At 61.7% G+C, this 16,588-nt stretch carries 3 protein-coding genes and 2 pseudogenes; 2 read left to right on the top strand and 3 right to left on the bottom strand.

The annotated features are described in order from the left end of the window. Nucleotides 1–57: 57 nt before the first annotated feature. On the top strand, nucleotides 58–2,289 hold the full coding sequence (locus ABJ99_RS18995) for a TonB-dependent siderophore receptor (protein ID WP_054087127.1): 2,232 nt from the start codon (nucleotides 58–60) through the stop codon (nucleotides 2,287–2,289). Nucleotides 2,290–2,594: 305 nt separating this feature from the next. Further along, nucleotides 2,595–5,012 carry a TonB-dependent siderophore receptor gene (locus ABJ99_RS18990; RefSeq protein WP_054087126.1) on the top strand — a complete coding sequence of 806 codons (2,418 nt, stop codon included), beginning with the start codon at nucleotides 2,595–2,597 and terminating at the stop codon, nucleotides 5,010–5,012. 399 nt (nucleotides 5,013–5,411) lie between these two features. On the opposite strand, the pseudogene ABJ99_RS30065 reads toward ABJ99_RS18990, so the two are convergent. The 3 genes and pseudogenes from ABJ99_RS30065 to ABJ99_RS18975 all read right to left on the bottom strand — a co-directional run. After that, nucleotides 5,412–9,729: pseudogene (locus tag ABJ99_RS30065) on the bottom strand (amino acid adenylation domain-containing protein); the annotation flags it as partial. Between the two features lie 8 nt (nucleotides 9,730–9,737). Further along, nucleotides 9,738–15,935: pseudogene (locus ABJ99_RS30060) on the bottom strand (amino acid adenylation domain-containing protein); the annotation flags it as partial. Nucleotide 15,936: 1 nt separating this feature from the next. After that, a partial coding sequence (locus tag ABJ99_RS18975; RefSeq protein WP_230081064.1) for an AMP-binding enzyme occupies nucleotides 15,937–16,588 on the bottom strand: 652 nt, incomplete at its 5' end.

Raw genomic sequence — 16,588 nt, 5'->3', positions numbered from 1 at the left:
CAGGCCTGAACAACGCTCCCGATCTCCTTGCCGATACCCACTGGAAAGAGCCAATTCATGCACAACCCGTCACGCCTCACCCCGCTCAGCAACGCGTTGATGCTCCGTCAGATGTTCCGCGCCCGGCCATCCATGGCGGCCATGGGCCTGGCACTCTGCATGCCGGTCGCCACGCAGGCGCAGGAAGCCGCCACCGAAGGCTCGACCACGACGGGCACGGTCACTCTGGCACCGACCGCGATCGATTCGCAGTACCTGGGCACGACCACCGACGGCACCGGTTCGTATACCACCGGCGCGGTGAGTATTGGCAAGGGCGCGCCGCAGTCGCTGCGTGAAACACCGCAATCGGTGACCGTGGTGACGCGGCAGGTCATGGACGACAGCAACCTCACCAGCCTCAGCGATGTGCTGGAAGACACACCCGGCATCACTTTCCAGTACCGCAACTTCGGCGGTCACGTGTACACCTCGCGCGGCTTCTCGTTGCTGGCTGAAAGCTTTCTGATCGATGGCATTGGCGGTCAGGGTTATCAGATCACCGGCTGGATGCAGCCGGACATGGCCATTTATGACCGCGTCGAAGTGCTGCGCGGTGCCTCCGGCCTGCTGGTCGGTGCCGGTCAGCCTGGTGGTGCGGTCAATCTGGTGCGCAAGCGTCCGACGGCCGACAACAAATTCTCCATCACAACCCGTGCAGGCTCGTGGGACCAGTACCGCGTCGATCTCGACGGCAGCGGCAAGCTCAACGATTCGGGCACGCTGCGCGGGCGCATGGTGGCGGCCTATGACGACAGCGGTTCCTACCTCGACGGCCGCGACAGCCGCACGCCGCTGCTGTACGGCATTGTCGAAGCCGACGTGAGCGATGACACCACCCTGACCATGAGCCTGCGTCGTCAGGAACAAGTCATCAACGGCTACTCGATCTACGGCCTGCCGCGCTACAGCAATGGCCAGTCTCTGGGCCTGTCGCGCTCGACCAACCTGGCGCAGAAGTGGAACCGCCATGAGAGCGACATGACCGAGGTGTTCACCGAAGTCGCGCACCGCTTCAATGAAGACTGGATCAGCAAGACGTCGTTGACCTATTCGCAGGGTGGGTTTGATCAGGCTATTGCGTTTGCAAGGGGAGCGGTCAACCCTACGACACTGGCAGGCTCTACCTTCCAGAACACACTCTTTCGCAGAGACGAAGTGGACAGCACCGGCCTGAACACTCAACTGGAAGGAAACTTCAACGCTTTCGGCCTCGAGCATCAGGTAACGCTGGGCGCCGACTGGTCGAAACAGAACGCCAATACGCATCAGGCTACTGCCCCAACCCGATCCGCGATCAACATTTTCGACGTCAACCAGAACGCTTTCGCCAAGCCCGCGCGTCCGGCCTGGACCACCGACATCGACACCACCGAAGAACGCGCAGGCCTGTACGCCAACACGCGTATTCACCTGAGCGAGCCGTTGAGCGTGGTGCTGGGCACTCGCCTGAGCTGGTATGACTATAAGTACGACGTCAAAACCGGCGCAGCCAACAGTTACGAATCCAAACAGACCCAGGAATTCACCCCGTTTGCGGGCGTGATCTACGACATCAATGACAGTTGGTCGTGGTACGCCAGCTACGCCGATATCTTCACACCGCAGGCCAACTATGTCACCGCTGGCGGCTCGCCACTGGACCCGGCCATCGGCTCCAACTACGAAACCGGCTTCAAGGGTGAGCTGTTCGACAAGCGCATGAACCTGTCGATGGCGCTGTTCTATATCAAGCAGAAGGATGTGGCCGGCGTCGACGTAAACACGACTCAGCTCTGCCCGACCAGCTCCGACGGCTCCTGCTACCTGCAGGACGGCATCAGCCGCAGCAAGGGCGTCGATGTCGAAGCCAGCGGCGAAGTGCTGCCGGGGCTGCAAGTGTTCGGCGGCTACACCTTCAACATGCTGCGCAACAACGGTGACTCGGATGTCGCGTACGAAACGCCGAAACACATGCTGCGCCTCAACACCAGCTACAACCTGCCGGGCGCCTGGAACCGCCTGACCCTGGGCACCGGCGTGTCGGCGGATTCGGGCTACGAAGTGCCGTCCAACAAAGAACTGGGCGTCGCCGGCCGCGCCATCTGGGACGCCAGAGCGTCGTGGAAGCTGGACGAGAACTGGAAGGTCTCGCTCAACGCCGAAAACCTCTTCGACCGCAAGTACTACAGCACCTCGATCGCCAACGACCGCTCCAACGTCTACGGCGAACCGCGCAGCTATGTCCTGACCTTGCGGGGTGATTTCTGATCTGAGTCCAGGCTTTTGATTCTGGCCGAAGGCCGTGGGAGCGAGCCGGGCGACGCTTCGTTTGCTCGCGAAGAGGCCAGTATGTTCTCCGAAAATGCATTCGTCTGAACGACCGTCTTCGCGAACAAGTTCGCTCCCACAGGGATTTGCAGTTATCCAACAACATTTCGAAACCGTTTTCTGGACGCTCTGCGTCCGATTTTGATGTGCCGCGCGGTGTCGGCTTATGATGCAGAGCTGTGTGCACGACCAAACTGCGCAAATACATTATCCTGCACCCTCGCTTTCAACGAGTCATCCCTCCCATGCCAACACCCTCCAGCCGTCTGCGCACAGGGCGCGTGAAAACGTGTGGCCTGCGTCTGGGCGGGATGGGGATGGGGCTGGTGCTGGCATTGGCCTTTCAGGGCGAGGTACTGGCGGAAGAATTCGAGTTCGATATCCCCGCACAGGCCCTGAACAGCGCCCTCAAGGAACTGGGGCGGCAAGGCGACCTGCAAATCCTCTATAACCCCGACGATGTGAACGGCAAGCTCGGCAGCGCGGTGCACGGCAGGTTGACGCCTGAACAGGCAGTGGCGGACCTGCTGAAAAAAGCCGACGTGGCGCACAGTTTCGAGGCCAACACCCTGATCCTCGGCATCGCCGCCTCCGCGCAGCCCATGAACCTGGGGCCGGTGGCGATCAAAGGCGACCAGTTCGGCATCACCACCGAAGGCAGCGGTTCGTATGCGGCCACCGGTATCAGCATCAACAAGACCGCACAATCATTGCGCGATACCCCGCAGTCAGTCACCGTCGTGACCCGTCATTTGATGAACGACAAGAACCTCACCGGCCTGGACGAGGTGATGGCGCAAACGCCCGGCATCACTTTTTCGCAACGCAACTTTGGCTCTCATGTGTTCAGCTCACGCGGCTTTGCGCTGGAGGACGAGAGCTACACCATCGACGGCGTGGCCGGTCAGGGTTACAGCGTGACCGGCTGGATGACCCCGGACATGCAAATCTACGACCGCGTCGAGGTGCTGCGTGGCGCAGCCGGGTTGCTGATCGGTGCGGGCAACCCCGGTGGCGCGGTCAATCTGGTGCGCAAGCGGCCGACCGCAATACCGCAGTTGTCGATCACCACCCGCGCCGGCAGTTGGGACCAGTACCGCGTCGATCTGGACGGCAGCAGCAAGCTCAACGATTCGGGCAACGTGCGCGGGCGCTTTGTAACCTCTTACGAAGACCGTGGTTCTTTCATCGACGGGCTGCAAAAAACCGCGCCCTTGTTGTACGGCATTCTGCAAACCGACCTGAGCGAAGACACTACTCTGACCCTCGGCCTCCGTCATCAGAGCGCAGACATTCACGGCTTTTCGATTTTCGGCCTGCCCCGCTACAGCAACGGCAAGGCTGTCGATCTGTCCCGTTCGACCTCGCTGGCCCAGGACTGGAATCGCCACCAGATGCGGACCGACGAAGTGTTCAGCGAGCTGGAGACACACTTTGACGAGAACTGGAGCGGCACGCTGTCGGCGACTCACTCCGATGGCGCGTTCGACCAGAAAGTCGCCTATGCACAAGGCGCCCTAGACCCTGCGACGCAGAGCGGGTCGCGCCTGGTCAAAACCCTGTTTCGCTCGGACACGCTGCAAAGCGATGGTTTCGACAGCCATCTGGACGGTCGTTTCAACGCGTTCGGCCTGCCCCATCAGTTGATGGTCGGTGGTAACTGGTCCGAGCAGAAACGTGATTCGCGCTATGCCACGGTCAACGCTAATCAGCCGTTGGATGTCTTCAATCCTGATCACGACGCGATTGCCGAACCTGCGCGCCCCGCCTGGCGCAGCACCGACTACAGCGACAAGCGTTATGGCGTTTACAGCAACCTGCGCCTGAGCCTGACGGAGTCGTTGAGCCTGGTCATGGGTGGGCGAGTCAGCTGGTATGACTATCAGAGCCAGTCCGCAGGCGTGACCACTCGCGCCCAGGAAAACAATCAGGTCACGCCGTTTCTGGGTGTGATCTACGACCTGAACCGCGACTGGTCGTGGTACGCCAGCTACACCGATATCTTTCTGCCGCAGAGCGGTTATCGCAGCGCATCCGGCGCATTCCTTGACCCGGCCATCGGTGCCAGCCATGAAACCGGTATCAAGGGCGAGCTGTTCGACAAGCGCCTGAACGTGTCTTTTGCGCTGTTCTACGTTAAACAGAAGGACGTGGCGGTCGAAGACGATGCCCATGCGGGCCAGTGCCTGAGCAACGACGCTTACGGCACCTGCTATGTGAATGGCGACATCCGGCGCAGCAAGGGTTTCGACATGGAAATCAGTGGCGAGCCGCTGCATGGGTTGCAGACCCTGGCCGGTTACACCTTCAACCTCACACGCGGCAGCGACGGGCAATCGATCTCGGCAGAAACACCCCGGCATATGTTGCGCCTGTCCAGCAGCTACACCCTGCCCGGCACCTGGCGTCGTCTGACTGTCGGTGGCGGTGTGTCGGCGCAGAGCGGCTACTCGGAACACGAGAGGACCCAGCCCATCGACAACCCCGGCCGCGCCATCTGGGACGCGCGGGCCTCGTGGAAAATCGACGAACACTGGTCGGTGGCGCTCAACGGCAACAACCTGCTGGATCGTAAATACTACAAGGCAACCGGCGACATCGACCGCGGCAACTACTACGGCGACCCACGCAACTACGTCCTGACGTTGCGCGGAGATTTTTAGCAGACCGCTCTTACCAGTTGTAGCTATACACAGGTCTTGGGGGCAGTTCATTTTGTGGGAGCGGACTTGTCCGCGAAGACGGAGTTTCAGTCGACGCATTTTCGGTGAATGTATCGGCCCTTTCGCGGACAAGTCCGCTCCCACGGAGGTGTTGTGAACATCCTACTTACTGCCGGTTCCCAGCAGATCGCGGACAAGCGAAGTGTTGCCCGGTCCGCCCCAACAACGAAGACGGAAGTTCAGACGATATATTTTTGGAGAATGCATAGGCCCTTTCGCGGACAAGTCCGCTCCCACGGGGGCTGGTATGCCCTCTATTTACTGCCGTTTCCCAGTAGAGCCCACAAAAGCGAAGCGTCGCGCGGTCCACTCCCACAGGTGGGATCGTGACGCTCTGCGTCACACAAGCCGTTCGGCAAGCCCCTGCAGAAACGCCTCGGCAATCACCACGTTGTCATGGCGCTGATCAACCGTTGTCGAGCTGCGCAGCCCGTTCGCTGAGCACTGTTCAAGCAGCACCGTTTCAGCTTTGGCAATCTGCCCGGGCGCGCGGCTCTGCCCGGCCCACCAGCAATCGGCCTGTACGTTGAGCTTTTTCAGGGTAAACGCCTGGCTCAGTTGCGCGTTGGCTTCCAGTAATTTGTAACCGGTTTCGATCTCGTCCTGTACGGCGATGTCCTGGAAGATGCTGCGCAGGTTATCGGCGTTCATTCCGGCTTGCTGTGCAACTTCGTCCACCACCCAGTCAATCACCTCGCCCTCGCTGGCAACCGAGTGCCGAGCGGTGTCGATCAGGCCGACAATCGACGCTTCCTGCAAGCCCGGCACAAACGCCTGCAGACTTTTGATCAGGCTGCGGTAATAGTTTTCGCCCTGTTTCTGTGTGGTGACTTCAGGCGCTTCCTCGACCCACTCCATCGCCAGCGACGCAGGCAGTTGCGTGTCCACAAGCCCGAGAAAACTCACCGTGTCGCCCTCACGCTCGAGTACATGCGCCACCTCGATAGCCAGCGCGCCACCCATCGACCAGCCCAGCAGGTTGTAAGGCCCCTGCGGCTGTGTCGTACGAATCTGCTCGACGTAATAAGCGACCATTTCCTGCCAGGACGTATCGAACCAGCCCGGCACCACGTAGGCCTTGTTGACCAGCCCGTAAACCGGTCGGCTGTCGCTCAATTGACCCGCCAGCGGGTAATACGAGTACGTGCCGCCGCCGCCCGGTGGCAGGCAAAACAGTGGCGCAGCGTCCGAACGATTGGCGTTCATGGCGATAACGGCTGACTTGACCTTGGCCTCATCGGCGCGCATGAAATCGGCCAGTTCACCGAGGGTCTGCATCAGTAGAAAATCATGCAGCTTGATGGAGATATCGAACGTCTCGCGAACCCTCCCCGCCAGCGAAACTGCCAGTAGCGAGTGCCCGCCCAGCGCGAAGAAGTTGTCGTTCAGACCGACCTGTTCGACCTGCAATACCTGCTGCCACAGCGCCGCCAGACGCTGCTCGAATTCCGTACGCGGCGCGACGTAACCCTGCTGCGACCGGCTGATATCCGGTTTGGGCAGTGCCCGGCGATCCAGCTTGCCGTTGGCGGTCAGCGGCATCACATCGATGAAGACAAACCAGGTCGGCACCATGTAATCCGGCACGTGAGCCTTTAGATGCTTCTTCAAGGCTTCGCGCAGAACGTCAGGGCCTTGATCAACGTCGGCCGGCACAAGATACGCAACAAGCTGCTTGCCGGAAGGCCCGTCGATGTCAATCACATTGGCTTCGCGCACGCCTGCATGCTCATGCAGGCGCGCTTCAATTTCGCCCAGCTCGATGCGCAAGCCGCGAATCTTCACCTGATGGTCGATGCGCCCGGCGTATTCGATAACGCCCTCGTCGNTAACGCCCTCGTCGCGATAACGCGCCAGGTCGCCAGTGCGGTACAGCCGTCCACCCTGCTCGTCAAACGGATCGGGCACAAAACGCTCGGCCGTCAGCGCCGCGCGGTTGTGGTAGCCCCGCGCCAGACCGACGCCGCCCAGGTACAGCTCTGCCGCCACACCTTGCGCTGCGGGCAGCAAACCGTCGTCGAGTATGTGGGTTTTCAGGTTATCGATGGGCCGACCAATCGGCACGCTGAGCACGTCGTCGGTGGAACACGTCCAATGCGTCACGTCGATCGCGGCTTCGGTCGGGCCGTACAGGTTGTAAAGGCCCACCTGCGGCAGACGCTTGAGCACTTGGCCGACCAGTTCGGCAGGCAATGCTTCGCCACTGCACACCACGCGACGCAGGCTGTTACAGCTTTCTACCTGCGGGTGAGTCAGAAACGCCTGCAGCATCGACGGCACAAAATGCAGGGTCGTGACCTGATGCTGGCGAATGGTCTGCCAGCCGCTCCGGGTCGCGATGATCGCCCGGCAACGCCACGGCCAGACGTGCGCCAGTCATGAGCGGCCAGAAGAATTCCCAGACCGACACATCGAAACTGAACGGGGTTTTCTGCAATACCGTATCGGATTCATTCAGTCCGTAAGCCTTGTGCATCCAGTGCAGTCGGTTGATCAGGGCGCGATGACTGTTGCCTGCGCCCTTGGGCTTGCCGGTCGAGCCGGAGGTGTAAATTACGTAGGCCAGATTCTGCGGATGACTCAGGTTGACCGGGTTGGCAGTGCTGTAACCGGTCAGCCAGTCGCCGTCCTGATCCAGGCATAGACTTTGTACCTGCGCAGGAACCGGCAGTCGTTCCAGCAACAAAGTCTGGGTCAGCAGCAAGCCAATCCCGCTGTCCTGCATCATGTAGGCCAGCCGATCCTCGGGATAATCCGGGTCCAGCGGCACATAAGCACCGCCAGCCTTGATGATCGCCAGCAAACCGATGACCAGTTCCAGACTGCGCTCGACACAAATCCCCACCAGCACATCCGCCCCGACGCCCGCTTCACGCAGGCGGTGGGCGAGCTGGTTGGCGCGGGCATTGAGTTGCGTGTAGCTCAGTTGTTCAGCGGCAAAAATCAGCGCTGGGGCGTCCGGCGTGGCCAGCACCTGGGCTTCGATCAGGCTGTGCAGGCAGTGCTCGCTCGGGAAGTCGGCAGTCGTAGCGTTCCAGTCGTGGACAATCTGCTGCTGTTCGGCAGCGTCAAGCATCGGCACGTCGGCGATGCGCTGGTTGGCATTGGCACAGATGGCCTGCAACAACGCGAGCCAGTGCCCGGCCATGCGTTCAATAGTGCTGCGCTCGAACAGCGCGGTGGCGTAGGTCAGGCCTGCGCTGAGGCCGCCGTCCTGTTCGGCGGTGTTCAGGGTCAGGTCGAACTGTGCCGGGTAGCTCTCCGACACCAGCGCTTCGACCTGCAAACCGGGCAATGCGCGCACTTCAACGCTGGCCTGGCTCTGGTGGTTGAACATCACCTGAAACAGCGGGCTGTGGCTGAGGCTGCGTTGCGGCTGCAAGGCTTCGACCAGTTGCTCGAACGGCAACTCCTGATGCGCCTGGGCTTGCAACGCGGTGTGTTTGACCTGCTGCAGCAGTTCGTTGAACGTCGTGTGCAGGTCAAACTCGGCGCGCAGCACTTGGGTGTTGACGAAAAAGCCGATCAAGCCTTCGGTTTCCACGCGGTTGCGGTTGGCAATCGGCACGCCGACACGAATATCCGGCTGGCCGCTGTGGCGATGCAACAGGGTCTGGAACGACGCCAGCAACAGCATGAACAGCGTGACGCCCTGTTGCCGCGCGACCTGTTTCAAGTCAACGATCAGCGCGGGCTCAAGCTCGACTGCCAGCCGCGCACCGGCATGGCTTTGCACCACTGGCCGCGGGTAATCGGCGGGCAGTTCCAGAATCGGCTGTTGGTCGCCCAGTTGCTGCTTCCAGTACGCCAGTTGCCGCGCCTGCTCTCCGGCGTCCATCCAGTTGCGCTGCCACAGTGCGTAGTCGGCGTACTGCATGTCCAATTCAGCGAGCAGCACCTCGCGGCCCTGGCTGTAGCCTTCGTACAGGCGCACCAGTTCATCGACCATGATCGGCATCGACCAGCCATCGGAGACGATGTGGTGCTGGGTCAGAATCAGCACGTGTTCGTCGGCGGCCAGATTCAGCAGACGAACGCGCAGCAGCGGACCCTGTTCCAGATCGAACGGGCGCTGCATTTCCTGCTCCACGCAGGCCTCAAGGGTCTGCCCGGCGGGTACGGATTCAACCGTCAGGGTCAAGGCACGCGGCGCATGAATGATCTGCACCGCCTGTTCGCCCTGCTGGCGGAAGGTGGTGCGCAGGGTTTCGTGACGGGCGATCAGCGCGCTGAAACTGTGCTCCAGCGCGGCAATGTCCAGCGAGCCGCTCAGGCGCAGGGCCGCAGGAATAATGTAAGCCGTGCTTTCAGGATCCAGCTGCCAGAGAAACCACTGACGCTGCTGCGCGTAGGACAGGCCCAGCGGTTGATTGCGGTCGGCCTTGATGAAGCGTGGCGCGTCATTGCCCTGCCCTGCGCCCGCCGCTTGGGCAAAGGCTGCCAGATCACGGGCTTCAAACAGGTCCCGCAACGACAGCTCGACGTCCAGTTGCTGACGAATGCGAGAGATCACTTGCGTGGCCAACAGCGAATGGCCACCGAGTTCGAAGAAGTTGTCGCTGCGACCGACCTGCTCGATTTTCAGCACTTCGCTCCAGACCGCTGCCAATTGTTCTTCCAGCTCGTCTTGCGGCGCGACGTAGGCCGCCTGCAACTGACCGGNCCAGCCTTGATGATCGCCAGCAGGCCGATGACCAGTTCCAGACTGCGCTCGACACAGATGCCCACCAATACATCCGGCCCGACGCCCGCTTCACGCAAGCGGTGGGCAAGCTGGTTGGCGCGGGCATTGAGTTGCGTGTAGCTCAGTTGTTCAGCCGCAAAAATCAGCGCCGGAGCGTCCGGCGTGGCCAGCACCTGGGCTTCGATCAGGCTGTGCAGGCAGTGCTCGCTCGGGAAGTCGGCAGCTGTAGCATTCCAGTCACGGACAATCTGCTGCTGTTGATGATCATCCAACAATGCCAGCTCGCCAATCGCTGCCTGCGGATCACGCACTAACGCCTGCAAAACCTGCCGCAGATGCGCCGACAACTGCGCCATGTGCGGCTCGCTGAAAGACTGACGGGCGTAGCTGAAACGCATCGACAGCGTTTCGCCCAGATTGACCACCAGGGTCAGCGGGTAATGAGTCTGTTCCTGGGTATGCAGGCCGCCGAACACCAGTCCCTGCGGCGCGGATTGTTGCAGCGCTTCGGACACCGGGTAGTTCTCGAACACCAGAATGGTGTCGAACAGCGCCTCTCCAGCGCTGCGTGCCCAACGCTGAATGTCGTACAGCGGCGTGTGTTCATGCTCGCGCAGGGCGATGTTCTTCGCCTGCACTTGCTGCACCCAGTCCGCCACACGCTGTTCCGGGCGCGGGCTGGCGATGACCGGCAAGGTATTGATGAACAGCCCCAGTTGCTCTTCGACGCCCGGCAGTTCAGCCGGGCGCCCGGCCACGGTTGCGCCGAAGGTCACGCTGGATTGGCCGGTGTAGCGTTGCAGCACCAGCAGCCAGGCCGACTGCACCAGCGTGTTGAGGGTGACGCGCTGTTCGCGGGCAAACTCGCTCAACTGGCGGGTATTGTCGGCGTCGATCAATTGCAGATAATCGCCATGCCCCTGCCCGTTTTCAGGTGCCTTGAACGCCTGAACCAGCCGAGTGGGCTCGTCCAGTTCGGCCAGCTGGCCGGTCCAGAAACCTTCGCTGAGCGCGGCATCCTGACGTTGCAGCCATTCGATGTAATCGCGATAACGGCTGACTTGTCTCGGCAGCGTCTGGCCGCTGTAGCGTTGCAGCACTTCGCCCAGCAAGCGCGAGCTGCTCCAGCCGTCCATGAGGATGTGATGGCTGGTGTAAATCAGTTGATGCGTCTGTTCGCCGGTACGCAGCACAGCCAGGCGCAGCAACGGCCCTTGGGCCAGATCGAAGCCTTGCTGACGGTCCGCATTGGCCCAATCGTCAATCCATTCGCTTGATTGCGCGCGGGCATCGCGTTCGATAAACGGCATGCTGACATCGCGCAACACCACTTGCAGCGACTGCTCAAGGTGGCTGACAAAACCGCTGCGCAGCACCTCGTGGGCATCCAGCGTGGCCTGCCAGGCGGCGCGGAAACGCGGCACGTCCAGGCCGCAGACTTCGACACGCATCTGGTTGATGTAATTGCCCGCTTCCTGCTCGAACAGAGTGTGAAACAGCATGCCCTGCTGCATCGGCGCCAGCGGGTAGATGTCTTCGATCTGCGCCGCAGGGATCGGCAAACGGCTTAGCTGCGACTGGCTCAGGCGCGCCAGCGGGAAGTCCGACGGAGTTACCCCAGCCACGCCCTCAGTGGTGCAATGCGCAATCAATTGTTGCAGTTCAACCGCGTATTCGTCGGCCAGCCGCTGCACGGTGTCACGCTCAAATACCGCACCACTGAAGGTCCAGCTCAGGCGCAATTCGCCGCCATACACCTGACCATTGATGCTGAGCGGCGCAGCCAGTGGCGCATCGGCACTCTGCGACGCGCCGCGGCTGTCGGCCGAAGGCGTGAACAGCGCGCCTTGTACGTCAAAGCTGCCGTCGAACTGGCCCAGGTAATTGAACACGATGCTGCCTTGCGGCAGTGCTTGCAGGGTCCGCCGTGCCGATTCGCTGCCCAGATAACGCAACGCGCCATAGCCAATGCCTTTGTCAGGCACTGCGCGCAATTGCTCCTTGATGGTCATGATCGACTCGGCCAGCGTGGCTTGCGGGGTGAGCCGGACCGGGTACAGGTTGCTGAACCAGCCGACCGTGCGGGTGATGTCCAGCGCGTCGAACAGGTCCTCGCGGCCATGCCCTTCCAGACGAATCAGCGCGTGCGGCTGCGCAGTCCAGCGGCTGACCACCCGCGCCAGCGCGGTCAGCAGCAGGTCGTTGATCTGCGTGCGATAGGCCGCTGGTGCGTCTTGCAACAGTTGCCGGGTCAGTTCGCCATTCAGTTGCGTGACCACCGACAGCGCGAGCTTCTGTTGCTGGCCGCCGTGCGGGTAATCGCAAGGCAAGGCGTCGCTGACCTCCTGCAACTGCGCTTGCCAGTAACCCAGTTCCTGCTCCAGCGCGGGGCTTTGCGCGTAGGCCTGCAAATGCTCGGCCCAGCTTTTCAGCGAACTGGTTTTTGCCGGCAGCAGCGCTGGCCGGCCTGCCGCGATGGCGACATACGCCTGTTGCAGGTCCTCCAGCAACACCCGCCACGACACGCCGTCCACCGCCAGATGGTGAATCACCAACAGCAGACGCTGCTCTCCCTGCGGCAGGTCGATCAGCACCGCCCGCAGCAGCGGACCGTTTTTCAGGTCCAGGCTGCGTTGCGCTTCTTCGGCCAGTTCGGCCAGGCGCTCAGCGCTGTCCAGTGCGTGACTCCACAGCACGTCACGCGTGTTCAGCGCGCCGAACGTAGCCTGCCACTGGCCGTCTTGCTGCGTGAAACCGAGACGTAGTGCGTCGTGCTGTTCAATCAGCGCGGTGAGTGCCGCTTGAAGATGGGTTACATCCAGCGTTTGCAGGGGCTTGAGCATCAGCGCCTGATTCCAGTGCTGACGCTCAGGGATGTCCATTTCAAAGAAACGCGCCTGAATCGGTAGCAGCGGCAGTACGCCACTGACCTGCTCCACCACAGCCGCTGGCTTTTTCTCGATCAGCCTGGCCACAGAAGCCAATTGGCCAATGGTCTGTTTTTCGAACAGTTGCTTGGGGCTGAGCTTGATGCCCAGACGCTTGGCGCGGGCGATGATTTGCAGGCTGAGGATCGAATCGCCGCCCAGTTCGAAGAAGTTGTCAGTGCTGCCGACCTGCTCCAGCTTGAGCACATCGGCCCAGACGGCAGCGAGCTTTTCCTCAATCTCGCCGACCGGTGCGGTGTAGCGTTGTTTGACCACGCCCGGCTTGGGCAAGGCGCGCTTGTCGAGCTTGCCATTGGCGGTCAGTGGCAGCTTTTCAAGCAACATGAACTGCGCGGGCACCAGGTATTCCGGCAGGCGCGCCGCCAGTTGCTCGCGCAGAGAGTCAACGTTCAGGCGCGCACCCACCGCCGCGACGCAGTACGCCACCAGTTGCAGGCGTGTTTCGTCGCTTTCCAGCGGCTGGGCCAGCACCACGGCTTCGGCGACGTTTTCCAGGGTTTGCAACAACTGACCGACTTCGCCGGGCTCGACCCGATAACCGCGGATTTTCACCTGATCATCCGCACGACCCAGGTATTCCAGCACGCCATCCACCCAACGCGCTCGGTCGCCAGCCCGATACAGACGCTGGCCATCGGCGTCCGGGTCCGGCACGAAGCGTTCGGCGGTCATCGCCGCACGGCCCAGATAGCCCTGCGCCAACCCTTGACCGCCCAGATACAGCTCGCCCGCCACACGTTCGGCGACCGTGTTCAGATAGGCGTCCAGCACCCGCGCCTTGCCGTTGGCCAAGGGCTGACCGACCGGCACGCTGCGGCAGGCATTAAGACGCTCGGCCACTTCATGGGTGAGGATGCCGACCGTGGTTTCGGTCGGGCCATAGTGATTGACGATCCGGCAGCCCGGTTTCAGCGCGCGGACCTGCTCGATCAACGCCCAGGAACTGGCCTCGCCCCCCAGCATCAGCAACTGGCTCGGCAGCACGTCCGCCGGGTTGGCGGCTTGCAGCAAGCCCTGCAAATGGCTGGGCACAATCTTCAACACGTCAACCTGATGCTCGGCCATGTAGCGGGCAAAACCGTCAGGGTCGAACGCCTGTTCGTGGGACAGCAGATGCAGCGGGCGACCGGACGCCAGCGCACCGAACAGCAGCGTATGGCCCAGGTCTGCGGCGACCGTCGAGACCATCGCCATGCTCGCTCCGTCCTCCAGCGACAGGCGCGCAAGCACGCCCTGCACGTAGTTGGCCAGCGCACCGTGGCTGATCACCACGCCCTTCGGCTGCCCGGTCGATCCGGAGGTGTAGATGATGTACGCCGGTTGCTCAGGCAGGATCTGAATATCCAGCGCTTGACTGTCGACATCAGCCCACAGCGCAGCATCGAAGGCCAGCACCGGGCATACGCCAAGCTGCGCAGCCTTGTCGTCGCCGGACGCATGAATCAGCAGCACTGCGCCGCTGTCACGGGCCAGTTGTTGCAAACGCTCGGCGGGCTGCGCGCTGTCCAGCGGCAGGTAAACGGCGCCGAGTTTGAGCACCGCCAGCAGGCTGACCACCCACTCCACAGAACGGTCCAGGCACAGCGCAACGGCCATGCCCGGCTGGATGTCCTGTGTGTGCAGGTAGCGAGCGAACTGATTACTGCGCTGTTCAAGTTCGTCAAAGCTCAGCGTTTGCTGACCCACTCGCAGGGCAGTCTTGCTACCACCTGTTTCAAGACCCTGTTGCCAGAGGCTCAGGAAGTCGGCACAAGCGAAATCAACGGCCTGTTCAGCGACCGGTAACGACTCGGTTTGCGGCTGATCGGCCAGACGCTGGTCAGTGTCGGCGACCAGCGCTTGCAGCACAGCGTGCAGCGCGTCGGCCATGCGCTCGATGGTCGGTGGCTCGAACAGGTCGGTGGCGTAGGTGAAATAACCGCGTATACCGCCCGGCGTGTCGGTGAAGTCGAAAGCCAGATCAAAGCGCGCATCGCTGCTGCCCATCGGGAACTCATCGACCGTCAGGCCCGCCACACGTTGCCCGCTGTCCTCAACGGCCAGCACATGCTGGTTGATCTTGAACTGGAATAGCGGGTTGTGGCCCAGATTGCGTTCCGGGGCCAACGCGTCTACCAGATGCTCGAATGGCAGTTCCTGATGCGATTGAGCACCGGTCACGACTTGTTTCACCTGATCCAGCAACTGCGCAAAGCTCTGCCGCTCATCCACCTGCACACGCAACACTTGAGTGTTGATGAAGAAGCCGATCAGCCCTTCCAGTTCGCTGCGGGTGCGCCCGGCGTTGGGCGCGCCGATGCGAATATCAGCCTGACCGCTGAAGCGCGACAGCACCACCGACAGCGCCGCCAGCATCAGCATGAACAAAGTCTGGCCACTGTTGCGCGCCTGGGTTTTCAGTTGTGCGCTGAGTTGTCCCGGCAGATCGACCCGCACAGTCGCGCCACGCTGGCTCGGTTGCAGCGGGCGCTCGCGGTCCAGCGGCAGGTTCAGCAACGGATGCTCTGTGCCCAGTTGCTGCTTCCAGTAATCCAGTTGCCGCTCGCCCTCCCCGGCCTCCAGCCAGGCGCGCTGCCAGATGGCGTAGTCGGCGTATTGAATCGCCAGCGCAGGCAATTGCGCGGGCTGGCCGGACACCTGCGCCTGATACAACTGCACACATTCACGAATCAGCACTTCGCCGGACCAGCCGTCGGACACGATGTGATGCATGCACACGGTCAGGACGTGCTCGGCTTCGCACAGTTGAAACAGTTTGACGCGCAGCAAGGTGCCGCTCAGCAAATCGAAAGGCTTGTGCAGCTCGGCACGCACCTGGCTTTCAATGTCGGCGGGCTCAACCGAGGCGAATTCAAGGGCGACGGTCGCCTGCTGCAAAATCTCCTGATAGAACGCGCCGTCCTCGGAAACAAACCGCGTGCGCAGGGTTTCGTGGCGCTGCACCAGTTGGTCCAGCGCTGCGCTCAACGCCTGGCGGTCCAGCGGACCATTGAGGCGCACTGCCATCGGAACATTGTAAGCAGCGGTGTCCGGTTCCATCTGCCAGAGGAACAGCATGCGCTGCTGCGCGTAGGACAGCGGGATGCGCGCTGCGTCATGCCGGGTGACGGCGATGGGCAGCAGTTTGAAGCTCTGCCCGGTCTCGTGCATCTTGGCGAGGATCTGCCGGCGCTGCTCCACGGGCAACCCGGTGAAACGCTGGGCGATACGCTCTGCTGCAGACTTGTCCATGTCAGATACCCGCCATTTCATTCATCATTTTTTCGATATCGGACAAGCCGTCCTCGGTCAGCGACAGGCCACTGCCGGCGAAGGCCTGAATAAATTCGTTCAATTGCGGTTTCTCGAAAATCAGGCGCAGCGGGATGTCGATCCCAAGGCCGGTGTGGATTCTGGAAATCAGTTGCGTGGCCAGCAGCGAATGGCCGCCCAGCTCGAAAAACTCATCGCTCAGCCCGACCCGCTCGACCCTCAATACATCGGCCCAGATTGCCGCCATCTGCTGTTCCTGTTCAGTGGACGGCGCGACGTACTGGCGCTGCAACTGATTGGCGTCAGGAGCGGGCAGCGCCCGGCGATCCAGCTTGCCGTTGGCGGTCAGCGGCATGCTGTCCAGCACCACGAAGTGCGTCGGCACCATGTAGTCCGGCAGTGATTCTTTGAGGTGGGCTTTCAGCACCTCACGCAGGTGATCGCTGCGCTGTTCAGCCACCAGATACGCCGCCAGCTGCTTGCCGGACGGGCCGTCAACGTCGATGACCACGGCTTCCTGAACGCTGTCGTGTTCCAGCAGGCAGGCTTCGATTTCACCCAGCTCGATGCGCAGGCCGCGAATCTTCACCTGATGGTCGATGCGCCCGGCGTATTCGATAACGCCCTCGTCG

This window comes from Pseudomonas syringae pv. cilantro (assembly GCF_001293775.1).
Taxonomy (GTDB): Bacteria; Pseudomonadota; Gammaproteobacteria; order Pseudomonadales; family Pseudomonadaceae; genus Aquipseudomonas; species Aquipseudomonas syringae_P.
This window is presented reverse-complemented; position numbering and strand designations above follow the sequence as displayed.